Source organism: Mucilaginibacter sp. UYCu711, from assembly GCF_050433825.1.
In the GTDB taxonomy this organism is placed as follows: Bacteria; Bacteroidota; Bacteroidia; order Sphingobacteriales; family Sphingobacteriaceae; genus Mucilaginibacter.
Genome location: NZ_JBNPWM010000007.1, coordinates 1 through 24,197 on the forward strand (window position 1 = coordinate 1; position 24,197 = coordinate 24,197).

Annotated in this window: 17 protein-coding genes and 1 pseudogene; 16 read left to right on the forward strand and 2 right to left on the reverse strand. The window is 35.7% G+C overall.

Annotation, left to right across the window (positions count from 1 at the left end; all coding sequences use genetic code 11):
- The first annotated feature begins 180 nt into the window (after positions 1–180).
- Genes ABIB50_RS15440 through ABIB50_RS15455 form a run of 4 tightly spaced genes read left to right on the forward strand, consistent with a single transcriptional unit; the run spans position 181 to position 1,996 of the window.
- The gene (locus ABIB50_RS15440; protein WP_429381011.1) at positions 181–468 is read left to right on the forward strand and encodes a plasmid mobilization protein; all 288 of its coding nucleotides are present in this window, start codon (positions 181–183) and stop codon (positions 466–468) included.
- A gap of 25 nt (positions 469–493) precedes the next feature.
- Complete coding sequence (locus tag ABIB50_RS15445; protein ID WP_429381013.1) at positions 494–1,378, forward strand: relaxase/mobilization nuclease domain-containing protein; 885 nt, start codon at positions 494–496, stop codon at positions 1,376–1,378.
- Positions 1,375–1,734, forward strand: coding sequence for a hypothetical protein (locus tag ABIB50_RS15450; RefSeq protein ID WP_429381015.1), 360 nt, complete (start codon positions 1,375–1,377; stop codon positions 1,732–1,734). Before ABIB50_RS15445 ends, ABIB50_RS15450 begins: the two co-directional genes overlap by 4 nt.
- A 25-nt stretch (positions 1,735–1,759) precedes the next feature.
- Positions 1,760–1,996, forward strand: coding sequence for a hypothetical protein (locus ABIB50_RS15455; RefSeq protein WP_429381017.1), 237 nt, complete (start codon positions 1,760–1,762; stop codon positions 1,994–1,996).
- A 318-nt stretch (positions 1,997–2,314) separates the two neighbouring features.
- Here the strand turns inward: ABIB50_RS15455 and ABIB50_RS15460 are convergent, their stop codons facing one another.
- Together ABIB50_RS15460 and ABIB50_RS15465 are read right to left on the reverse strand one after the other, a co-directional pair.
- Positions 2,315–3,685, reverse strand: coding sequence for a S41 family peptidase (locus tag ABIB50_RS15460; protein WP_429381019.1), 1,371 nt, complete (start codon positions 3,683–3,685; stop codon positions 2,315–2,317).
- Between the two features lie 230 nt (positions 3,686–3,915).
- Complete coding sequence (locus tag ABIB50_RS15465) at positions 3,916–5,205, reverse strand: hypothetical protein (RefSeq protein ID WP_429381021.1); 1,290 nt, start codon at positions 5,203–5,205, stop codon at positions 3,916–3,918.
- A gap of 146 nt (positions 5,206–5,351) precedes the next feature.
- Between ABIB50_RS15465 and ABIB50_RS15470 the strand changes: the two genes are divergently transcribed.
- From ABIB50_RS15470 to ABIB50_RS15525, 12 genes and pseudogenes are all read left to right on the forward strand, one after another.
- Positions 5,352–6,455: an efflux RND transporter periplasmic adaptor subunit gene (locus ABIB50_RS15470; protein ID WP_429381023.1), complete on the forward strand. Its 1,104-nt coding sequence runs from the start codon at positions 5,352–5,354 to the stop codon at positions 6,453–6,455.
- Positions 6,456–6,465: 10 nt separating this feature from the next.
- Entirely contained in the window at positions 6,466–9,549 is a 3,084-nt protein-coding gene (locus ABIB50_RS15475) for an efflux RND transporter permease subunit (protein ID WP_429381025.1), read from the forward strand.
- A complete protein-coding gene (locus ABIB50_RS15480; RefSeq protein WP_429381027.1) occupies positions 9,524–11,029 on the forward strand; it encodes a TolC family protein in 1,506 nt (501 codons plus the stop codon). Before ABIB50_RS15475 ends, ABIB50_RS15480 begins: the two co-directional genes overlap by 26 nt.
- Before the next feature lie 9 nt (positions 11,030–11,038).
- Positions 11,039–14,164, forward strand: a complete 3,126-nt coding sequence (locus ABIB50_RS15485; protein WP_429381029.1) for an efflux RND transporter permease subunit — start codon at positions 11,039–11,041, stop codon at positions 14,162–14,164.
- Positions 14,165–14,411: 247 nt separating this feature from the next.
- Positions 14,412–14,837 carry a hypothetical protein gene (locus ABIB50_RS15490; RefSeq protein ID WP_429381031.1) on the forward strand — a complete coding sequence of 142 codons (426 nt, stop codon included), beginning with the start codon at positions 14,412–14,414 and terminating at the stop codon, positions 14,835–14,837.
- 193 nt (positions 14,838–15,030) lie between these two features.
- Entirely contained in the window at positions 15,031–16,161 is a 1,131-nt protein-coding gene (locus tag ABIB50_RS15495; RefSeq protein ID WP_429381033.1) for a 6-bladed beta-propeller, read from the forward strand.
- Positions 16,162–16,172: 11 nt separating this feature from the next.
- The gene (locus tag ABIB50_RS15500; protein WP_429381035.1) at positions 16,173–17,105 is read left to right on the forward strand and encodes a DUF1573 domain-containing protein; all 933 of its coding nucleotides are present in this window, start codon (positions 16,173–16,175) and stop codon (positions 17,103–17,105) included.
- Positions 17,106–17,189: 84 nt separating this feature from the next.
- Entirely contained in the window at positions 17,190–18,470 is a 1,281-nt protein-coding gene (locus ABIB50_RS15505; protein WP_429381037.1) for a hypothetical protein, read from the forward strand.
- A gap of 83 nt (positions 18,471–18,553) precedes the next feature.
- Positions 18,554–20,020 carry a hypothetical protein gene (locus tag ABIB50_RS15510; protein WP_429381039.1) on the forward strand — a complete coding sequence of 489 codons (1,467 nt, stop codon included), beginning with the start codon at positions 18,554–18,556 and terminating at the stop codon, positions 20,018–20,020.
- A gap of 56 nt (positions 20,021–20,076) precedes the next feature.
- Positions 20,077–23,085 (forward strand): discoidin domain-containing protein, encoded by a 3,009-nt coding sequence (locus tag ABIB50_RS15515; protein WP_429381041.1) that lies wholly within the window; start codon positions 20,077–20,079, stop codon positions 23,083–23,085.
- A 486-nt stretch (positions 23,086–23,571) separates the two neighbouring features.
- Positions 23,572–23,703: a DUF6934 family protein gene (locus ABIB50_RS15520; RefSeq protein ID WP_429381535.1), complete on the forward strand. Its 132-nt coding sequence runs from the start codon at positions 23,572–23,574 to the stop codon at positions 23,701–23,703.
- Between the two features lie 92 nt (positions 23,704–23,795).
- Positions 23,796–23,924 (forward strand): annotated as a pseudogene (locus ABIB50_RS15525) (IS1595 family transposase); the annotation flags it as partial.
- Positions 23,925–24,197: the final 273 nt, after the last annotated feature.

Here is a 24,197-nt window from a genome sequence, read left to right on the forward strand (position 1 = left end):
TACTCATTTACCTATCTCCTGAATTACCCTGCTAAAGTATGAGCTATGTTTTGGTGTTACCAAAACTTGCTGGCCCCATTCATGCTATCGCATTCATGGGGAGATTTTTAAGACAGGAAAGGATTTAAAGATGCTTGAAAAAATAACAAAGGCGGCAGGCCGCCAAAAGAAGTAAAGCGGTTGCGAACACTTTCCGTTAAGTGTTCCTTTTTTGAGGGGATGCAGATTGAAAACAAGGCTAAACAGGTTGGTTTAAGCGTATCCGAATACTTGCGGGAAATGGGCTTGAAAGGAGCGGTAAAATTCCGGGTTAAAACCCTAAATCGAGAGGTATTACAATTGACGGGAACTCTAAACCACATAGCTGCCAACCTTAATCAGATCGCTAAAAAGCGAAATAGCTTTGATGAATTAAGCGTACTTGAACGTGCAAGGCTCAACCAGCAAAGCACCAGCCTACACAAGTAGTTACGGATATTAAGAACTATTTGCAATGATTGGTAAGATAAGCACCGGGAAAAGTTTTCGGGGATGTTTGAACTACCTGCATGAAGGCAGATTACAACAGAGTAAAGCTTTGCAGGAAATAGAACAGGGGAAAAAACAGGCACAGGTTATCTGTTATAATCAATGCTTCGGTAATAAAAAGGAATTGATACAGCAGTTCAATGAGGTGCATTATTTAAACGCAAAGCTATCTAAACCAGTATTACATGCCTCTTTAAGCTTTGCCCATTCAGACCAGTTAACTAACCAGGATAAAATTGACATTGGTAAACAGATGGCTAAAGACTTTGGATTTGAAAAAAACCAATACGTGGTTATAGAACGTGCTGACCGGCAGCACCAGCATGTGCATATTGTGGCCAATAGGGTTGGTTATGATGCTAAAACGGTATCCGATAGCAATAACTATAAACGAATGGCAAACTTTTGCCGAAGTATGGAAAGGAAGCACCAATTGGAACAAGTGCTTAGTCCACGTAAGTTTCTGTCTAAAGAAGAAAGGATGTTGCCACGTCAGGACATCCGTAAAGAAGCATTAAAAGAGGCTATTGCTAAATTCTTAAAGGAATCCACAACCATGAAAAAATTTCAGAATAAGATTACTGCAAAAGGCTATGACGTCGAATTGGGCAGAGGTATCGCTTTTATAGATGCGCAGGCGGTCAGGTTTAAAGGAAGCCAGATTGGTTATCCTTTATTAAAAATTGAAAAGCAATTAGCACAAAACAGACAGATGCAGCAAGAGCAGCAACAACAACCAAGTATGGCTCAAAAGTTAAGGGAGGTGATTCAGCAGCAGAGGCAGCAAGAACAGTTAAAGCAAAAAGAAGAAGAACAGCAAATTAAACAATCGGGAGGATTTAGATTATGATAAACGAAACAGATTTTAATTCGGTGATGGAGGATTTCACCAAAGAATTACAGGCAGTAAAAGACGTGGTTAAAGTATTACCTGCAAAGGTTGATGAACTCACTAAAAAAGTAGAAGGCTTCAAAAGTAAGATAGAGAACATACAGGTAACAGCGCCCGCGCCGGAATTATTACCCGTCTATAACATTGTGGCTGATGGTTTTAGCACTATAAAAAACGCCGTACAAAGGCAGCTTGCCGACCTTTTCATCAAAAACCGTATATTGGTATTGCCGGAGGACGGCGGTAAGGGCTTTCTAAAGATTATGGGCAAACGCTCTATGTATTTAACTGGCCATTATTGCCTGCTTTTTTAGCTGGTTTGGTTTCCGGTACTGGTATATGGATAGCGAGAACACCCGTTTCCGCAAAGCCTGGTATTGGAATTATATTAAACTGGACAAAAATGACAAACAGGAAATGGTTAATGATTTGGACAGTTTTAAGGTATCTCGTATCAACAGCTACAGAACAGACAGCATAGAAAGGTATCAAAAAGGGCAGGAAACTGAGTTGCGTATCAAACAGCTCGAAAGGGAAGCGGATAGTTTGAAATCATTAAAAAAGCAGTCTAATTGACAAAAGCCCTCCATTCCGGCAAAGCAGGTTCATTCATGAATCCCCGGTATCCGGGAATCACTCCTTCACTCGCTTTGCCGGACGCACGGCAGAGTGAAGCTTCGCAAGACACTTGCCCTTTCCCGCCCACAAAAAAATACCAGATTCGCGGCATCCGGCAAAGTTAAAATGGGATAGTGTGGCGACAATAATTTATGTTGGTTGGAAACCCGGCCTCGGGGCTATAAAATATAGGTTTTATCTTTGAGTAAACCCTCCTGGATTCGAACCCATCTTTATTATTGGGGTGATTAGTTAATAATAACAAAGAAGGGCTTTTTATTTATATGCCCCCTTTGCTTTAATGTCATTATATATCCATGTATCCTCCAGATCCGTCTCGTTTAAATAATCATTAATAGTGTAAACAATAGGTACGTCAGGCATTACGCCCCGCCCATATTGTTTCGCCTCCGGTGAAATTTTCAACTGAATAAGGCCAAATCTAAAAAGCAGGCCACTGTTAGGCAAAGCAGACTCATGGGTTATCCCGGCAGTACAGCCATTGCGGCCTCCCCCTGTTTCTTCGCCTACTAAAACAGCTCGGTTGACTTGTAAATTGGCGGCGAGTAAAGCCGCTGCCGAAAAGGAAACGCCATTTATCATGACATAGACCTTTCCTTCAAAATGATTGCTGTCGGGTAATATTGGTGTTTTACTGCCGTAGTCTAATAATTTTGCTGTTGTTTTTTGAGCGTTGTTTAAATCGCCCATTTTTGTTTTGTAAAAATAAGTGGGCTTCCCTATAAGATGTCCAAAAAGCTTACCCATTTGTACAACGTTGCCACCCATGTTATTTCGCAGATCAATTACCAGGTATTTAACACCCTGTTCTTTAATCGTTTTAAAAAGATTAACAAATGGGTCAGATGCGTTAACAAACCCTGCTACCATAATATAGGCAGTGCGCTGCCTGCTAAGTATATAGTAGGAACTTGTTATAACCCCATTAGCGTTGGATTTTGGTTTGGGCCTCGTGAGAACAGATAATTTGCAGGTTTTTATGCTGCCATGTTGCTTTACAGTAAAGGTTAGTTGATCTTTTAACCCATACGTGAAATAATAGCGGGAGGGAAAATCATTTAAGTTTAATCGCCCAATTTTATAAGTTTGATTATAGCCGTCTGACGGCCACTCGTCCGAAAAGTTTTTAATAAGCTCAGAGGCTGGCTTATTATCGATCGAAAGAATTTCCGCACCGGGCAATAGGGTATTATCTCCCGAACTGTTTTTTAAAACGTACAGTTTGCTATTTATGATCTTATATGCCAGCTGCTGTATGGGATATGCTTTGTCACCGTTAAAAAAAAGCATATCAGCTGGGGGGATCTTCGGCTCATTAAATAATAAAGATATATGCCCATCTCCAATACTTGACAAAACCTGGAGTAGCTTAATTCTGAATTGGGGTGCAGTTAAAGGGGTATTGATGGCGTTTTTAAGACTATCAAACTTATAATCAAGCTTGGCCCTACTTATATACCAATATAGATTGGGCTGCTTTTGTGTAAGCGAATCGCGTACATAGTCAATATCCTGCCGTAACTGCTGTGGCGTAAAGGTTTTAACAAAAATGCTGTTGGCATTTTGTTCTTTACCCTTCTGGCAGCCGCATAGCAATAACAGGATGATAAGATAATATTGTTTCAAAGGTTATAGTTTGGTTGGCCTAATATAGATAAATATATTATTTACAGAAATATAATTAGATGTTAGTCACGGCAAACGCATTAAAATTTGACCATGTTACTTTAGAATATGTTGTTAATCATTGGATATTCGGTACCAAGTATACTAATATCTTAACGTACCGAACTTATAAATTAAGAGGTTGATGTTAGAGTCTTATTTAAGGATAGACGTAATAAAATGATGGATTACTAAGCAACCCACAAACCGGAGAGAAAACGATCAAATAAATATATCGATATGAGTATATTTATAAAAAAGATGGTTTTTAGAAAAAAAATCTTTTTTTCTAATGCAACGTAATAGGTAATTATATAATATATTGATGAAATCATAAAGTAAACTAATGTCTGATAGTAATAGGTATGTTGCACGTTTTTTTTATAGAGGCCTAGTTCGAACAAAGTAAATATTAAAGCAAAAAATGCAAAATTTGAACTTTTTTTGATAATGTCTTTTGGAATCTGACTTATAAAAACCATAAAGAAAGGAGTTGAAAAAATAAATCTATTTAAACTCCATAGGGATGTCCCATTATTTAACCGCGTAACGCCACCATAAAATATACCTATAAAACCGATAATAGAAAGGTAGGCAATTGATAAGATAAATGAATTATCAACCGCAAAAAGCTTGTTTTTAATTTTCTTGATAATTAAAATGCAAAGTACAATTATGGCATAATTAGAGAGTAGCAACGCAAAACCATCCAGCCAAAGAATAGAAGTTCCCTCAATTGTGGTTAAAGGAAACTTAGGGAATGAAAAATTCCTGCCAAAGAACGACTGTGCTTCAAAAAAAACAAACCATTCATTTGTTTCGACATATTGAAAGTAAAAAACAAGAAACGTATTTAATACAATAACTATAATTCCTCCAATTAGTTGTTTTTTCCCAATTGCTTTATTGGTGTTTTGTGACATGAGATAAATTAAAATTAATGCTGGTAAAAAAACTATACCAACGGATCTGACCCATGAGGATGCAGCTAAGCCTATCAAAAACAACTTGTAGTTATGCTTTTTAAGTGCTATCAAAATTATTGTTGAACTTAAAAAGAACAAACTTTCGGAATATGGCAAGAAGTAGAATATTGTACTTGGAACAGAAAGAAAAAGTAGCCGATGTATCTTTTGAAAGCTGAAGGTTTTTGAAAGCCAAATAAAAGATGTGAAGTATAATGTAAAATTGAATGCAGATATCTGTAGTTTAGATAAATGTAATAATCGCCATAAGTAGGGAAAGCCAGGAAAAAAAGCTATCGTAGTTCGCCTATTTATTGGGTCATGATAATAACCATTAAAGGCAATATCCTCATACAAAGATGCATCCCACTGTCCAAGATGAAAATTTGTCGGGTAATATTTTATAAGTTGTGCATAATAGCCCACTGCGAATAATGCAACAAAGCAACCAATATATATCCAAATGTCAGTGAGTTGCTCTATGATCGGTTTGATCCATAATTTTTTTCGGGTCATTATTATCTAATGAATTAACGTATGATGGTTTAGTTTAAAGTAAATATGTATTTGATTAATCTTTTTTTTTAAAAATAGCGTAAAAAGCAATAATTAACTAATTTAGTGCATTGAATTAACTAAACCTTTATCATAAACCACATTTCATGCATCTACATCCCAAGGCAGCATATTTGCCCTTCCTTAAATTACTTCTATTTCTTTCAATCTTTTTAATTAGTTGCGGCAGTGAAGAAGAAAAGGCAACTGCGGATTCTGTAGAAAAATTAACAGCTGATTTACCGGCAATTGTTGAGGTTGAAACCCTACGAAAGACAAATTTTAATCAAGAAACTATAAGTAATGGCCACATTAGCTCAGCATCTTTAGTGACATTGAAATTTAACATGCAGGAGATTATCAAAGATGTTTATGTTGCAAATGGATCTATGGTGAGTAAAGATCAAAAAATAGCGGAGTTGGAAAGTTATACTTTGCAAAAAAGTGTCGAACAAGCTAAAACAGGTCTAGCCCGAGCTTATATAGAATATCAGGACTTGTTAATAGGTCAAGGATATAAAGCGGACAATGTAGAAAGCGCTTCAAAGGAGTTAAAAGATCTTGCAAAGATTAAAAGCGGTGTTAACGCTGCGCAAACTCAATATGACTTAGCTCAATATGCACTGAAACATGCCACTCTTCGTTCGCCAATTAGTGGCAAGGTAATAAATTTGTTTGCTAAGGCTAAAACGATGTCTACTGGTGAGCAGTTCTGTCAAGTGATTGATGTTCATAATATGGAAGTTACGTTCCCTTTGATGGAAAGTGAAGTCTATAATGTAAAGATAGGTAATCAAGTTCGCGTAGTGCCATTTAGTAGCCCAAACTTATCTTTTAATGGAGTGATAACCGAAATTAACCCAACTGTGGATGAAAAAGGCACCATTAGAGTTAGGGCAAAGGTTAACTACGACCCATTAATTATTGATGGGATGAATGTTCATGTAAATATTAAAAACCGCGGAGAGATGCAAATTACGGTTCCCAAAGATGCTGTTGTAGAAAGGACCGGCAGACAAGTGGTTTTTTCATTATCCCATGGCAAAGCTGTGTGGAATTATGTAACGGCGAAGCTTGAAAACGAGAATGAATATTCAATTCAAAGTGAAACGCTCCATGTAGGCGACACTATAATCACGAAGGGGAACCTGACACTTGCCCACGAATCGCCAGTTAAAGTAATCAGTCATTTAGAAAGACAACCCAATTAATTCAACAATTATGGTTAAATTCTTTTTAACGCGACCAACATCGGTAGTGTTGGTTTTCATTGCTTGCACAATTCTTGGTGTTATAGCCTATTCTGCGCTTCCGGTTTCACTTTTGCCGGATATATCAATTCCGCAAATAACTATTAAATGCCCCACCAGTCAAATGTCAGCCCGCGAAATTGAAAGGTTAATAGTTGAACCTATTCGATCAAAAGTATCACAAATAAACAGCATAACTGATATACACAGTGAAACTCGGGACAGGTCGGCTGTCATTTCATTAAAATTTAAGTATGGAACTAATACCGATTTGGCATTTATTGAGGTAAACGAAAAGATTGACGGATCAATGAACGGTTTGCCGTACGGGTCAGCCCGGCCTCGGGTGATTAAAGCTAGTGCATCAGATCTGCCTGTATTTTACCTTAATCTTACCTTAAAATCAGATAAAAAAGGTCTCGGCACCAATGATGGCAAATTTTTAGATCTATCTCATTTTGCAGATAATATTGTTAGAAAACGAATCGAGCAATTGCCTCAGGTTGCCATGGCTGATATGACCGGCCTGATGTTTAATGCTATTCAAATCAATCCCGATTACGATAAATTACGTTCTGTCGATCTTACAATAGACGACATTGAAAATGAATTAATTAGGAACAATGTGGAGCCCAGTAGTATGATCTTGAAGGATGGGCAGTATCAATTTAACGTAAGATTTTCGTCTCCATTAAAGTCTCTAGAGGATATAAAAAACGTTTACATTAAAAAAAATGAGAAATTTTATCAAATAAAAGATTTTGCAGAGGTAAGTGTATCTAAGCAAAGGGAAAATGGGTTGTCGATCGTTGATGGGAAGCGTGCAGTTACAATAGCCATTATAAAACAAGGCGATGAAACTATAGGTAATTTGAAGTCGGAACTAAACAAAGTATTAAGAGATTTCCAAAAAAAATATCCCGATGTTGAATTCACAGTGAACAGGAACCAAACGGAACTCCTTGATTACACTATCAACAACTTGCAGTCAAACCTACTTCAGGGATTTGTGTTAGTACTGATTATTGCTGTGTTTTTTCTTGGTAATATCAAGCTACCCATTATAAACGGTATTTGTATGACGGTAGCTCTTATTATATCATTTATTTTTTTCTACCTCTTTAAACAGTCTATAAATATTGTAACATTATCGGGATTAATATTGGCTTTGGGTAACATGATGGATAGTTCCATAGTGGTATCGGACATAATAACACAAAATATAGAAGAGGGATATTCATTAGAAGAAGCCTGCGAAAATGGAACCCGTGAAGTAGCCATTCCTATTTTTAGCTCTACTCTAACATCAATTGCAATATTTGCCCCGTTGGTATTTATGAGTGATGTTGCCGGGGCTATTTTTACGGCACAGGCGTTAGCTGTAACTATAAGCCTACTAGTGTCTTACTTAACCGGAATCATACTTTTACCAGTATTGTATAAGATCTTCTATACGAGCAAAAAAAGTAACAGGATAAATTTGATTTTTTTGAACATTCAAAGAAGTATAGATAAAGTAACGTTTAGTTTCTACGAAAAAGGGGTGGATTATATTTTTAATAATAAGGCCATATTCACTACTTTAATGGTTTTAAGTTTTCCGATATGTTTCCTGCTTTTTAGGATAATGCCCACATCAACTATGCCTCAAATTGATTATATAGAAACGAACGGACGCATAGATTGGAATGAAAATATACATGTAGAGGAGAATGCAAAAAGGATATATGCGTTACTGGCTATTGTCGATACATCATCAGCTAATAATGCTGCTTACGTAGGTGAAAGGCAGTTTTTCATTGACAAAAACAAGGAATTAACGTCATCACAAGCCGAGGTTTATTTAAAGACGGATGCGTCAAGAAAAATTAAAACGATTCAAGAACGCGTCAACAAATGGATAAAGCTAAATTACCCTAAAGCAATAGTTAACTTCGATCCGCCTGAGAATATTTTTGAAAAAATATTTGAACCTGATGCGGGCGATTTTGTAATGGAATTGTATCCAGAAACAAATGATGTTACTAGTTACCCAGCTATAGTTGAATCTGTCCAAACAAAGTTAGCGGCTATTACAAATGAGAAATTTGAACCGGTAAATTTTGAGCAGCAGTATCTGATTGTTCCTAACGCTGATAAACTTTTGAATTTTGGAATTAACCGTAATGACGTGTTCCGGGCCTTAAAAAGCGCTTTAAATGATAGTGAGATAACTTCAATTCAGTCTTATCAAGAAACCATGCCTATAATGATAGCTGGAAGCAAAAAGGGGATATCGAATTTGATTAACAGCACGTTTATCAGGAGCGCAAAAGATGGCTTTGGAAAATTTATAGAAATACCTGTCAGCAGCCTGGTAGAGATTAGAGTTGTGCAGGATTTAAAACAAATTGTTGCCGGCAGAAGCGGCGAGTATATCCCGATAGTATTTCATCAGGTGAAAAACCTTGATAAACTTTCTAAGCAGGCAAAAGCACTTGTAAATACTATGCCGAGATGGTATGCAAAATATTCGGGTAGTATGTTAGCAAACAAAGATTTACTTAAACAACTCCTATTCGTTTTGATAGTGTCTCTACTTTTGATGTATTTCATACTCGCAGCTCAATTTGAAAGCTTAACACAACCCTGGATTATTTTAGCCGAAGTACCTATAGATATAGCCTTTACTCTGGTTATACTTTGGATAACAGGCAATACACTAAATTTAATGAGTGCGATAGGTTTAATAGTGATTATCGGAGTAATAATCAATGATTCAATATTAAAAATTGAAGTTATGAATGAGCAAGTCAAAATAGGAAAAAGCATAATGGAAGCCATACATATTGCCGGAAAAAGACGATTAAGGGCTATAATCATGACGGCATTGACCTCTATCCTTTCGATCATTCCTGTTTTATTAACTAATGATCTTGGATCAGAGCTGCAGCGTCCGCTCGCCATAGCAATGATAACCTCAATGAGCATCGGTACTTTCGTTAGTATATTCTTTATCCCTTTACTTTATTGGTTTTTATACAGGCGGAATGAAACTATCCCAAATTCAATATAGCATGAGACGGTTATTTCTAAGGATCTTTTATTTAATAATTTTATTTCCATCATTTGTCAACGCACAACAAATTAAGGATGTAGAACTAGACTTGATGGAAACTATTAGGTTGGCAAACGATAGTTCATTAACGATCTTCAGGGTGAGAAATGGTTATTTATCAGATTATTGGGCGTTTCAATCTTTTAAGGCCGCCAGGCTACCGTCATTGTCGCTCTCTGCAACTCCGGCTCAATATTCCAGGGATTTCGTTAAACGTTACAATTCAGATCAAAATGTTGACACTTATAGAAGACAAAGCTCTTACTATGGTGAAGCGACTTTAAATTTGCAACAAAATATCGATTTTACCGGCGGAACACTATTTGCACAATCCGGCCTGAGTGTTATCCGAAATTTTGGCGATAATCCGTTTCAGCAATTTTCCAGCATACCAATTAGAGTTGGATATCAGCAAGATTTAATTGGATATAATCCGTTTAAATGGTCAAAGTTGATCGCCCCTTTGAAATTTACAAAAGCTGAGAAAGGGCTTATTTACGGCATAGAAGAAAATTCGGAGACAACTTCACAGTATTTTTTTGATTTAGCGATTGCTCAAAACGAAAATGATTTAGCTCGTGAAAACTTAAAAAATGCCGATACTCTTTACAAAATCGGTATTGAGAAGTTTAAAATACTGTCAATGGGAGAGGCAGATCTTCTAACGTTGAAATTAGATATGATGAATGCGCGTAACAGTGTACAAAGTGCTAAAACGAACTTGAAAAGGGCCATGTTTACACTTACCGCGCATATAAATAAATATAGGGATGCAAATATAAAAGTGAAAATTCCTGATCCGCCACAAAAAATCGAAGTAAATCTCTCTGAATTATTACGATTTGCCAAAGAGAATAATCCTGATATTTTAGAAGGCAAGCAGCAGCTATTAGCGTCCCAACAGGCTTTAGCAAGAACAAAAATAGAGTCGCAATTTAATATTGGTTTTAACGCGACTATTGGCTATAGCCAAATAGGTAGTTCGTTCAGTCAAGCTTACCAGTCCCCTTTACAACAAACTGTGTTTTCGTTGGGTTTAACTATACCTATTATAGACTGGGGCGTCAGAAAAGGTAATTTCAATGTAGCTAAAAGCAACATGTCTATCATTAGTTTATCAGCAAAGGAAACGGAAACAAAACTTGAACGTGAACTCTTAATGACAATAGATGAGTTTTCAACGCAATCGGAATTTATTCAAACCGCGTTTGAGGCACTTCAAATTTCCAAGCGAGCTTATGAACAGAATAAACAACGTTTCATCATTGGGAAAACTGACATAAACAGTTTAACACTTTCTACAAACCGAATGCAGAATGCGCAAAGAAATTACATGGCTGTTTTAAAAAACTACTGGCAAGGTTATTTCAAATTGCGGAAGCTGACATTATATGATATTAACAATCGAAAGCCGATTCGTTTTTATTATCCGCAATAATAACGTTGTATGAATAAGATCTCATCTTTTACGATTATAATGTTATTTGTATGTGCAGCAATAATTGGCTGCTTGCTTTTGCCATTTATACCTGTTAAACTTTTTCCTGATAAAAAGCATCCGGTTTTGAACGTATCTTATTCTATGCCAATGGGATCCCCGAGAAGTGTTGAAATGGCTGTCACGTCGAAATTGGAAGGAATGTTCTCTAGAATTAAAGGAATCGTAAATATCTCGTCGACTTCTGCAAACGGATGGGGGAGCATACAAATGGAGTTAGATAAACATACTGAAGTAGATGCAGCACGATTCGAAGCCTCGTCAATAATCAGACAAGCCTGGGAGCAACTTCCTCAAGGTATATCATATCCTACTTTAACGATGGATTTACCTGATGGTGAATCAATGCCATTTATGCAATATGCGATCACATCAAATAAGAAAGTATCGGAAATCAATTCATTTGCTGAAAAAGTTATAAAAAAAGAACTAAGAAATATACCGGGCATTTACGATATCCAAATAGATGGTTCTACAACAGTGGCCTGGGAGTGTGAATTTGATTACAGGCAGCTTCAATCAATGGATATAGATCCAAATAGTATAAAAGTTGCGTTAGGAGCCCATTTCACAAACGATTTTTTAGGGTTGGTTACAATCAATGAAAAATCTAAGTTTCCGCAGTTTGCAAGAATTCTTGTAACTAATCCAGGAGCATCGATAGCGGATATAAGATTGATTGATGTCTATAACAGAAAAAAAATCCCGGTGAAGCTTGGTGACATAACAAAAATTACTCACGTAGAGGATTTGCCGGATTCCTATTACAGAAGCAACGGAAGAAACGCGATTAATATCTCTATTACGGCAGAACCAAGTTATAGTCAATTGAAATTGAGCACTGCCGTAAATAATTTGATGCATGGTATTAGTATGAAGGAATCTTCAAATTATTCTATAAATTTATTGTATGACTCTTCAAAAATTATCAGGTCAGAACTTGTAAAAGTTTATTACAGAATGGGGTTAACAATCTTATGCTTGCTGGTGTTTGTGTTCTTAATCCGGAGAAGCGTATATTTTGTATTGTTAATTTTTTCTGGTTTATTCATAACGTTCTTTATTTCGTTTATTTTTTATTACTTATTTAAACTGGAAATACATTCGTATTCGCTGATTGCAATAACAATATCATTAAGCTTGGTTATTGATAATGTAATTATTACTTCTGATCATTTTATCAACCGTAAAAACAATAAAATTTTTGCGTCTATATTTACAACTGGTTTAACCTCTGTTAGTTCACTTTCATTGATTTTTTTGCAAAAGGAATCAGTTATCGAAAATTTATCGGATACTATTATTGTTATAGTAATAAATATTATTGTATCAATTTTTGTGGTAGTGTATTTCGTTCCGGCGTTTATCAGCCAGTTTTCAAAGAAAACAGATGCAGCAATTAGCAACCGGAACAAAATAAAAAGGATTAGCCGGTTTCGCATGCTTTATAAGAAGCTTATCAATTTGTTGATAAGAAGGAGGCGACTTGTTTTATTGGTAAGCGTACTCATATTTGGTATACCGTTTTTCTTAATGCCTGATGAATTGATGAAGGGTACTTTCATGTCAGGTGTTTATAATAATCTATTCAATAACAATACTTTCAAGAAACAGATTAAGCCAAAAATTGCGACCTTTTTAGGGGGCTCAATAAACTTTTTTCATGAAAAAGTAACATCGAAAAAGCCTGAGAATACCCCCGCCATGAAAGAAAGCATAACAATTATGGCTAAGATGCCCCCTGGTTCAAGCATTCAGCGCATAAGTGATGCGATCGGCCAGATGGAACGTTTCCTTTATAGATTTGACGGTGTAGAAAAATTTGAAACATCAATCTACAATAATAAACAAGCGGTAATAGTCGTAAAGTTCACCAAAAGTGCAGTGAAAAGCCGCTCTAATTTTTATATTAAAAATAGGATTATTGATTATGCGCTTAGCATCGGCGGCGGGAGCTGGACAATATCCGGGTTAGATAACCAAGTATTTACAAATGACATCCAATCTAAATCATCGCAATATGCAGTTAAGCTTCTGGGTTATAATTATGACGATTTGTTTAATTGGGCAGACACATTACGGACAATACTTTCCAAGCATGAACGTGTTAAGAGGATATTCATAAGCCCAAGGTTTATGGGAGATGCCAACGATTACGATGAAATTGTATTTAAGCTTGACAAGTTTAATTTGGCATATTATCAGTTAAGTCCGAGCACTTTTTTTGGATCTGTTTTCCCAATATACGGCAAGAGAATGTGGATGGGTAAGTATCCTTACAATGGTCATGATGAGCCAATTTACTTAAAAAGCAGGCAGGCTGACAACTCTGATCTGTGGGCAATGGAGCAAGACGTTAATGTAGTTGATGGTCATAGTTTTAAGTTGGGAACAATATCGACTATTGGAAGGGAGCAAATGCCACAAGAAATAGTAAGATGGAATCAACAGTATCAACTTATTTTGCAATTTGATTACCTGGGAGTAGGTACACAAGCTGGTTTAATATTGAAGCAATCTGTGGAGCAGCTAAATCAAAAGTTGCCATTGGGCTTCTCAGCAGAAAAATACTTGGACGGAGGGTTTGATTTTGTGGTCAGAGAAACATATTTTACAATTTTTTTGCTCATCATTATTATGTATTTCTCAACTGGTATATTGTTTAACTCCATTAAGCAGTCAATTGCTATTATCCTGACTGTTCCGGCTTCTTATATAGGTATTTTTATAACTTTCTGCTTGTTTGATATTCAGCTTGATAAAGGAATTCTTGCAGCGTTATTTATATTGACAGGGATTACCGTTAACTCTGGTATATATCTGATAGATGAGTATAATAGAATAAGCAAACAAAGGAAAGCTCTAAGTTTTTCAGATGCTTACTCCAGGGCTTGGAATTTCAAAATTGCTCCAATAATGTTTACTATGATATCCACATTATTCGGGTTTATTCCTTTTCTGGTATTTGGGCGTAATGAAGAATTTTGGTTTTCATTTGCTGCATGTTCAATTGGTGGCCTAATAACAGCAATATTGGCATTAACGTTATTTTTACCTCTTTTTTTAAAGAAATAAATTTGTTTAAAGTTTCATTAAAGAACTTTAATATTTGTTTTTACGAAGAAGTGTTATTATATTTGATAACGATCGGCTATTTATATCGATCAAAATCTAAACCGTCACATGCCTTTGAAAAATTATATTTTTCAATATTCCTATTGGTTTCCTTAGGCTCGCCCGAGCCGAATTAAAATCTATACCCTGCATTTTGTTATAAATGCTTTCATTTAATTCATTAAGAAAACCATTAAATTCTATAAACATGAAAATAATCAAATTTGTATTTTGCGCGATCGTCGCAATTTTCGCTTTAACTTTAAATTTCGATAACGTAACAACTAAAAATTACGGGGTTAAAAATTTTATTGGTGCAAAAGCTTTTGCCGATCCCCCTCCTCCTCCTCATTATGACAGAACGTGTACGTCAACACCCATGACATGTACTAAAACGGTAACTCATACTGTTGGTGCAAGTGCAGGTGCAAGTGCAGGTGTGCCAGGAGTAGGTAGCGCAAACGCCGGGGTAAGCGGTTCAGGTACAGTAACAGAGACTGTAAGTTATACCCTTGACGGAAATCGCTGTACTTGTGCTACAAATCCGCGCGGAACATTTACCCATTGTACCCCGTGTGAATCAGTTTGCGACCCTGCCGCGACAAGTTGCCCAGTGCCAACTGTAACTATTTAATTTTAGTTCTATTTCAAAACATAGTGTAGTATTAGCTACGCTATGTTTTAATGACCATTTTTTCACAAAAAATAATACTAACTATATGAAATTTTCTTTAGCTGCTTTATTGTTTCTTACTGTTATGCTGGCAGGTTGTGACAATGTTCGAAAAAGGGACCTGGGCTTCAGTACAGATACCAAACTTAAATATTTGAATGAAAAACATGAAGCCGGTGTTACTATTCGGGTTCCCGGAATATTGTCAGCCATGCGCAAAAACAGTTTAGTGAAAAACTTCCGGATGCTTAAACTGGAAACAACTCCTGAGTGCTTAATTGGTAACATAGAACAGTTGTATCAAATTGACAGTTATATTTTTATATTTGATCGCAATAATTATTCAATATTAAAATTCGATAACCAGGGACATTTTCTTAAAAGGATTGGAAGACGTGGGCAAGGGCCGGCTGAATATATTAATTTGGTTGATGTTGATCTGAATAAATCAAATAAAACTCTTAGCGCGTTAGATCTGGACGGCAGAAAAATAATAACCTATGATTTTGAAGGTAACGTAGTTAGTCAGAAAAAAATCCCTTTTTTGTTCAATGCATATAAGTTTAAAAACAATCAGGTTTATTTGAATACCTGCCTGTTTACAAACGTAGCAAATCCTGCAGTAGACCTTAATCAGCTCATCGTATCAGATACCGCTTTTAATCCTCAATTAAAATCATTTGCATACAGTACAGCTTTGCGTAAAAGCGAATTTATCAAGACTGCTCAATTGCCATTTCGGGATTACAACAATCAACTTTATTATTTCAACACACTTTCGCCTGATACGATCTGGAATCTTAACAAAGACACAAAGTCTCCTGCTTATGTGCTTTCTTTTTCAAAAAAATATTTTCAGGATCTTGATCAATTAGAGATTTCTAAAATGGTTATGGAGAAGAAAAACCAATCGTTTAACGGGCACTATTATATTTCGAAGGATTTTGCCTGTTTCGGGATTACAGAAAAATCAAATTACATTTATCCTCTTTTGTACTCCATCAGCACAGGCCATATAATGTACGGCGGTATCACTGGTGATAGTAATTTGCCTGGTATCCCACCTCAAAGGCTCATTAATTTAATAGGCGATGCTTCGCCAACATTTGCTTTAGAGAACGGAGATTTTTGCAAGGTTTGGCAACCCTTTGATTTAAAGGGAATTATTGGCTCATGGAATGACAAAACGAAGAAGTTACTTTATGGACCTGATAAAAAGTTCATCGACGACTTAAGCGAAGATGATAATCCTGTATTGTTCTTATATAATTTTGAAAAATTTTAGTTTCTCAAAACATGAAAAAGCTTCTCGTTTTAAGCTCTGTAATCATCATAGCTTTAATCACAGTCATTATGTTTTACAAAAATAAGCTTTATGGAAACGGATATGGTAATTATAATGCAAGTGAGATCGAAACCTTCTTTTTTTCGCATATAGATGAAATAAAAATTCCGATAGAAAATAATTTGGTTCTTAGAGATACCTCCGGAAATGAGGTACCTATAAGCAAGCTGACTGATAAATATCGTTTAGGGATTTATATGGATACTCATAGTTGTGATTTATGCGCTAAAGAAGCAATCAAATTTGCCAGTGATCTTATTGGGAAAGATAAAGATGTTCAACCGCCATTTGTGCTGGTAGACAGAGGATTTGCTAACCCAAGGCAGTTGAAGCTGTATAATAGAGGATTACCGATCCAGATCTTTCTAGTGGATGCTAAAGAGAGTAAGAGTATGACCGCTCTTGCCGATCTGCATAAACCGTTTTACTTTCTTCTGGATTCTAATAGTAAGATTTCATCAATCTTTTTTACCGAAGAAAAGATAAACATGGCATTAAGAGAAAAATATTTTGCAAATATTCATCATAAAATTATTTCAAACGATATCGGAAAAGGTTTCACAATAACTCCGCAGGTTCAAGATATTGGGAATGTACCGTTACGTAAAAAGCAGAAGGTTATATTCGTTTTAAACAATAATACTCCTAACAATTGCTGGGTTACAGATATAAAAACATTTTGTGGATGCGTTTCAATCAATAAGAAATTTCCATATAATATAGCCCCAAAAGTTACGGATACAATAACGGCTTATGTTATAGTGACCAATAAAGGAGATTTTTCGCATCCAGTCCTGATTTTTACTAACCTAAAAAAAGAACCTTATGAACTTAAAATAAATGGTACTGTTAGTGACGAAAAATTGAGCAGTAAAAAGCTTTAACCATTCATCGGCATTATATGTGCAGGCAATATTAAAGCTTTTGATGATTAACCAAGTTTTTTTTCTTACAAGGTTTATTATATAATGATTGTTTTTAACACGAAGCTAATCACACTTTTTAGCAAAAACGAAAGAAGCATTTTCTTTACCTTTTGTTTGGTTGTTTGTGTATTACTTGTTTTTTATCCGCTACTGAATAATGAATTTCTTAATTCATGGGATGATCAATGGGTGGTTACTAATACTTATACTGAAGGAGGATTCACATTCCAAAATTTGAAAGCGATATTTTTGGAAACTTATAATACACAATATGCCCCTTTTAATGAATTATTATATTTAACCTTATATCAGCTATTCGGGTACTATCCTTATGTATTTCATTTTGCAAGCATTGTAATACATATAATAAATGTTTTACTTGTTTACCGAATCAGTACGGAATTGATACTTAGATTAGATAGAAATGACAAGCGTAAGGCTCACGCTTGTGGTTTTCTTATTGCATTATTTTTTGGTATTCATCCGTTTAATGTTGAGGCTGTTGCATGGATAAGTGCTTCAAAAATACTAGTTTACGCTACGTTCTACCTTTTAGCTACTTATACAATTATTGTATTTATGGAAAAACGGGAAGTGAAATATTATTTACTAACCGTAATTCTATTTGTATTCTCGTTTTTTGGCAAAGAGCAAGCTGTAATATTTCCGATCTGGATGATATTGCTATGGTGTGGTTTGGGAAACAGTTTAAAGAATAAAAAGATCTGGTTTTACATCACCCCATTTCTGATACTTTCGTTAGTTTTTGGAATTTTGACCATGTTTGCTCAATCAAAGCTGGGTTACGGCGTTCTTAGCAAGGAAAAGGATTACCCTTTTTGGCAGCGGATCTTTTTAGGTAGTTATGCGTATGTTGATTATTTGGCGAAAAGCCTTATTCCTACAAAGCTTTTTTATTTATATCCTTTTCCATCGCCTAAGGGGAAACCGCTGCCTGATTGGATTTTATTATGCCCACTAGCTATAATTACTGTGTATTTAGTTTGTTGGAAGTTTATAAACCAACCAGTGTTGTTATTTGGCCTAATGTTTTTTTCTATTCATATAGCAATCGCTTTACACATTATACCATTATCACGACATGCAATAATTGCAGATCGTTATGCTTATGTTTCTACAATTGGTATTGGATTGATTATCGTTTATTACGCTTACAGCCTTATTTATAGTAATATAAATAAATTTATTAAGCCTATAGTGGTATTAAGTCTGTTTTCATTGCTGGTTTATTTTGCAGTTTACTCGCATCAAAGAACTTACCAATGGCATGATTCAGAATCGATAAAATGGCAGGCCAAATGAGGGTTAATTGCCCCAAATTCTGATTGGGAACTGATGGTCGTTATTAAACACAATTGTTCTCTAATAATTTTAATATGATTTCAATGTTTTCCAACTATTTAAAAACAAATTTTACTGTAATATTAGCATTTTCAGTAATTGTAATATACCTGATTGCGTCTATATTTAGTAATGGGTATCATCATCCGGATGAACATTTTCAACTTATTGAATTTGCCGGTCTTAAAGCAGGTTGGAACAATGACACCGATTTAACCTGGGAGTACAATTATCTTCTTAGGCCGTCATTGCAACCTTACATAGCTTTAGTAATTATTCGTTTGGGTGAATTTATAGGCTTGAAAACCCCATTTGCTATAGCAACTTTACTTAGGATGTTGACCGGGATATTTGTTCTTTCATCTATAAGATATTATGCTTTGAGCTTAAAAACGCAAATTAACAAGCGTCATTGGATGATGTTTTTGTTATTAAGTTTTTGCCTGTGGTTCTTACCAATTATAAATGTCAGATTCTCGTCCGAAACCTGGTCAGGAATGTTTCTGATAATCGCACTTGGACTTATTAATAAAAATACGGAAAATCCCTGGCACTATTTTATAGTAGGCGTGTTATTAGGTATTATGTTTGAGTTTCGATTTCAAATGGCACTATGCATCGTTGGCATTTTTGCTTGGTTAGCTGTTTACAATAAGGCTTATAAATCAATTCTCAAGGCTTCGCTTGGCATAATAGCTGTGGTTTTACTGGCAACAGTTTTAGATTATTATTATTATGGCATGCTTACCTTTGTTCCATACAATTATTTTAAAACCAATATAATAGATAAAGTTGCGGGCAATTATGGGTTATTGCCCTGGTATTTTTATTTTGTTGAGATTGTAACGAGACTTACAATTCCAATAGGTATAATTTCTTCAATTGCCTTTGTCTTTGTAATTCTGTTTAACAAAAAAAGTATTATCGTATGGTGCATAATTCCTTATCTGCTTATTCACTCGATAATTGGACACAAAGAAACTCGTTTTCTTTTTCCCATCGCAAACCTGTTACCCTTTATAATTGTAAACGGGTTTGAGTGCTTTGATAACAGGTTCAATATTTTTAGTAAATATTATTGGGGGAAAATTATTTTATACGGCCTTATTTTGATCAATACCATAGGATTATTATTCATATTTAAACCGGCGGGATTTGGCCAAGTCCATTTAGCCGAAAAAATTTATGATGATTATTATAACGGACATCCGATTGATGTGTACTCATTTTATTACGGGCCGTTTTCATTCGGAACAGTGCAGGGAGCTGTTTCTAGATTTTACACTTCAGATAAAATAAATGTCTACACGATATACGATCGTTTTATTCCTTATGCCTATTCTGCCACCACATTAGTGACTGTCCCGGCTTTTGATGTTTATAATAAAAAGAAAATTGAAGGTCAAGGCTATGTATTGAAAGCCAAAAGTATTCCGGACTGGTTTCATTATTTAAATATATTTTATAATGTTTACGATGAAAAATATATGCTTTTGTTATATGTAAAATAATCAGTTATTTAGGAGAACACTCTATTTGATTGATTTTAGACCTATCATCCATATCCATGCACATAAAACTGATAAAACTGATAAAAGAAATTTTTATTTGTTTCACTATAATATTTACGCCGGTAGTTGTTTCTGCACAGAAAGATGTATTAACCCAACACAATAATTTATATCGTACTGGATGGTACTCTTCAGAGAAGATATTAAATACTAAAAACGTTAAGCAAGGTAGCTTCGGCAAGATATTCAGTAGGGCGGTTGATGATCAAATATATGCGCAACCGTTAGTGAAATTGAATTTATCAATTCCCGGTAAAGGAAAAAGAAACGTTGTATTTGTAGCTACCGTAAATAACACTGTTTATGCTTTTGATGCAGATTCTGCTAATCGTTCCATACCTTACTGGAAAGTAAATTTAACTCCACGAGATTCAAGGCCGGTAAAAAATTCAGATATGACGGAGGCATGTGCCGGTAACTATCGCGATTTTACTGGAAATATCGGCATAGTAGGCACACCCGTTATAGATCCGGCTACTAATACTATTTATCTTGTATCGCGCAACTTCAATACTATTTATCGAACTTACGAACAATATATTCACGCACTTGATATTACCACTGGAGTAGCAAGGCCAAATAGCCCAACACTAATTACAGCACGCGTTTCTGGCTTGGGCAGTGGTAGCGTAAGAGGGAAAATATATTTTGATGCCCAAAAAGAAAATCAGCGCTGCGGTTTACTGTTGTTAAGAGGGATTGTTTATGTTACATGGGCATCGCATTGTGATTGGACTCCGTATCATGGCTGGATATTAGGCTATGACAAAAAGTCGCTTACACAAAAAATAGTGTACAATACAACTCCACAAGGTTACAATGGCGGGATTTGGATGAGCGGCGCAGCGCCGGCAGCAGATGAATATGGTAACTTGTATGTAGCCGTCGGGAATGGCTCTGTAGGAGTTGGTTCAGATCTTAGCGATGTAACCAACCGCTCAGAAAGTGCTGTAAAACTAAAACCTCAGGGATCGAAACTAATCGTTAAAACATTTTTCACCCCCAATAACATTCTTGAATTAGAGGAAACTGATCTTGACTTTGGCGTAACCGAAGTGATGTTGGTTCCAGGTACAACTATGGCCATTACAGCCTGTAAGGATGGTAAAATATATATACTTAATCGGAACAATATGGGTGGTTATCATAGTGATGGTAACAAACCCTTACAAACAATAAATTTGGGGACAAATGCACATTTACGGTCATCGTTTACCTACTATAAAGGGCAAAATAATCAATTTGTTTACTCGTGGTCTGAAAACGGATTATTAAAAGCTTTTCCATTAGACCGGACCTCGCAACAACTTGATCTTACTAAAACGATAAGCAGTGGTGTACAAGGGCCTACCGGAAATAGCGGAGCCTTTTTGTCGATCTCGTCAAATAATTCTATTGATTCAACCGCTGTGCTTTGGGCTACCTATGCTGCAGATGGTGATGCCAATCAAGCAGTTAGGTCAGGTATTTTACGTGCTTTTAGTGCCAGTGATATAACTAAAGAACTATGGCACTCCTCATCGAATGAAGCCAATGGGGGTAATTACGCTAAATTCAATTGTCCGACAATTATTAACGGCAAGGTCTACTTAGCTACATTTTCCAACAAATTAAACGTATATGGCCTTACTAAAAATATTGATACTTGTAATTCAATCAACATCGCTTTAAATAAAAAGGGCGTAGCATCGTCTGATGAGGGTAATGTTAATACTTCTGTAGATAAAGCATTTGATGGCGATAAAACCTCAAGATGGGCCAGTAAGCATAATTCTGATGCTGAAAGTATTTATGTTGATTTGGGTGCACAATTTAACATATGTCAAGTTGTTTTGCGATGGGAGGTTGCTTTGGCAAAGAGTTTTGATATACAGGTTTCGGACGATGCGATAAACTGGTCAACAATTTCTTCTCTAAAAAACAATCTAAATTCAGACAATTATATTTCGCTCAAGGCTACTGGAAGGTATGTACGTATGAAGGCTGTAAAACGTGGATCCCCTTACGGTTATTCATTATATGAATTTGAGGTATATGGCGAGCCTGTTGGAGGGCAATGTCCCGCACCGAGAAATATTCGCAAAGGAATTATTACGGAAAATTCGGCCGAAATAAAATGGGATGGCTCTGTCGGTACAGGTTATATTTTACAGTATAAAGCAGTAGCGGCAGTTGGTTGGACGAATGCAAAAGTAACTGTTAATGATATAATTATCAAAGGGTTATCTTGCGCCACAGATTACCTGGTTAGGGTGCAAACCAACTGCACTAACGGTGGTGTGGGTGCAGTTTCAACAGCGATAGGATTATCTACTCTCCCTTGTTCAACAATTTGTGGCCCGCTACCTACCAGATGGACCACACAGGATATCGGTGATGTTGGTATGTCCGGTTCTGCATGTTATAAAAATGATGTATTTACTTTATATGGGGGTGGGCAAAGTAGTTCAAATATTTTTGATGCGCTGCATTTTGCATATAAAACTTTTGTCGGCAACGGTGAGATAACAGCACGAGTTGTTACCTTAGATCAGTCATCGGGTGCATCAAGTGGTATAATGATACGTGAAAGTATTGCCCCTGGAGCAAAATATGCTTTTATTGGATTAACAAAAGAGGGCTGTACTTTTCAATATAGATTAAAAAATGCTTCGAGTCCTATAACAACGGGCTCTCCGGCTAAAATCAAAGCTCCGTGCTGGGTTAAATTGCTTAAAGTAAAATCTTTATATACAGCGTATATTTCTTCAAACGGTGTTGACTGGATACCATTTAAACAATCTATAGATTTGAATTTTGGGGCAACTTCCCCGGTATATGTTGGATTATCTATTTCAAGTAATAACAATACCACGCTTGCTGTAGCTACCATTGATAATTGTAAGATTGATAACGATTCAATCAAAGAACAAAAAAGAGGGAATTCCTATTCTATTTTAATAAGCATAATTATTTTCTTGGTCATCGTAATATTTCTTCTCCAAAAAAAGATATTTAAGTACTAAGAGCCTGTTTAAATTTTATTCAATAATAGTTTTATAGGGGCTAAAAGCACGAATTTCATTTGATTAATGATTACTTTAGATTTCATTTTCTAAAGGGGGTGCTATCATCGCCAATATTTAAAAAAGCATAGTTTCGTAGCTATATAAATTTCCTTTAACAAATTTAAACAGGCTCTAATAATTTGTGGTAAATAATCCATTCATCTAATATCTTTCTTCATCCTTTAATATCGCAATTAAACATATAGTTTTTTGATTAGAAGTTATTGGGATAATACGGTTTCAGAAGGAGAAGTTGAAAATTGTACTGGCTCGAAAATGAAATTAATTAGCTTTTTACATAAAGCTAATTAATTTGTATTTTTCAGTTAGTTTTGTCGTAGTCGCTATGAATTTAGAACGCTATAATTATTTCACTAATGACTACCAGGCTTACGAGCTTAATAGAGAGGCGCCGAAAGAGAAGATTCCCGATACAGAACGCCAATCTATAATTTAACTTTCGGTGATGTACACCATGAAACTGGCAAGCTAGATGATAAGGTTATCAGCAATAATCAAAACAGCGATATCGTATTGGCGACAGTAGTTAATCCCATCGCTATATTTTTGCGATAACTTCGGTGATCAATATGTCTATATTGAAGGTAGGACCGCTTCAAGAACAAGATTATTTTTTAGAATAATATACTGAACAAAAGAAAGTATGCTCCCGGCAATGCATTAATTGTAAATATGCTGAGTCGGCTACTGCAAGAACTTTGTTTCATAAAGTGAACTTTCCTTTGCGCAAGGCATTTTACATTGGATTTATGGTAGTAACGAAAACAAAAAAGGTATGTCAAGTCGATCCGTAACGCTTTCAATCTTTTGGAAAAAAAAAGAACGCGAAATGGATTATATCTTATTTGCATAGTTCATATAAAAAGGGGTAAATAGAATATCCATATTCACCACATTCGCGAAGATAGCCCACCGCCAGGTAAAAGTAAAGCCTATAAGTTAAAGCGTTCTTCAATAATTTAGTAACAAAAACATACGCCCATGCAAACTCCACAATTATTTATCGGCATTGATGTCCATAAGAAGAACTGGTCAGTGAGTATCAGGAC

Coding starts and splice junctions, on each gene's coding strand:
- ABIB50_RS15445 (WP_429381013.1), top strand. CDS start 494: ATGATTGGTAAGATAAGCACCGGGAAAAGTTTTCGGGGATGTTTGAAC.
- ABIB50_RS15450 (WP_429381015.1), top strand. CDS start 1,375: ATGATAAACGAAACAGATTTTAATTCGGTGATGGAGGATTTCACCAAA.
- ABIB50_RS15455 (WP_429381017.1), top strand. CDS start 1,760: ATGGATAGCGAGAACACCCGTTTCCGCAAAGCCTGGTATTGGAATTAT.
- ABIB50_RS15465 (WP_429381021.1), bottom strand. CDS start 5,205: ATGACCCGAAAAAAATTATGGATCAAACCGATCATAGAGCAACTCACT.
- ABIB50_RS15470 (WP_429381023.1), top strand. CDS start 5,352: ATGCATCTACATCCCAAGGCAGCATATTTGCCCTTCCTTAAATTACTT.
- ABIB50_RS15475 (WP_429381025.1), top strand. CDS start 6,466: ATGGTTAAATTCTTTTTAACGCGACCAACATCGGTAGTGTTGGTTTTC.
- ABIB50_RS15480 (WP_429381027.1), top strand. CDS start 9,524: ATGAAACTATCCCAAATTCAATATAGCATGAGACGGTTATTTCTAAGG.
- ABIB50_RS15485 (WP_429381029.1), top strand. CDS start 11,039: ATGAATAAGATCTCATCTTTTACGATTATAATGTTATTTGTATGTGCA.
- ABIB50_RS15490 (WP_429381031.1), top strand. CDS start 14,412: ATGAAAATAATCAAATTTGTATTTTGCGCGATCGTCGCAATTTTCGCT.
- ABIB50_RS15500 (WP_429381035.1), top strand. CDS start 16,173: ATGAAAAAGCTTCTCGTTTTAAGCTCTGTAATCATCATAGCTTTAATC.
- ABIB50_RS15505 (WP_429381037.1), top strand. CDS start 17,190: ATGATTGTTTTTAACACGAAGCTAATCACACTTTTTAGCAAAAACGAA.
- ABIB50_RS15510 (WP_429381039.1), top strand. CDS start 18,554: ATGTTTTCCAACTATTTAAAAACAAATTTTACTGTAATATTAGCATTT.
- ABIB50_RS15515 (WP_429381041.1), top strand. CDS start 20,077: ATGCACATAAAACTGATAAAACTGATAAAAGAAATTTTTATTTGTTTC.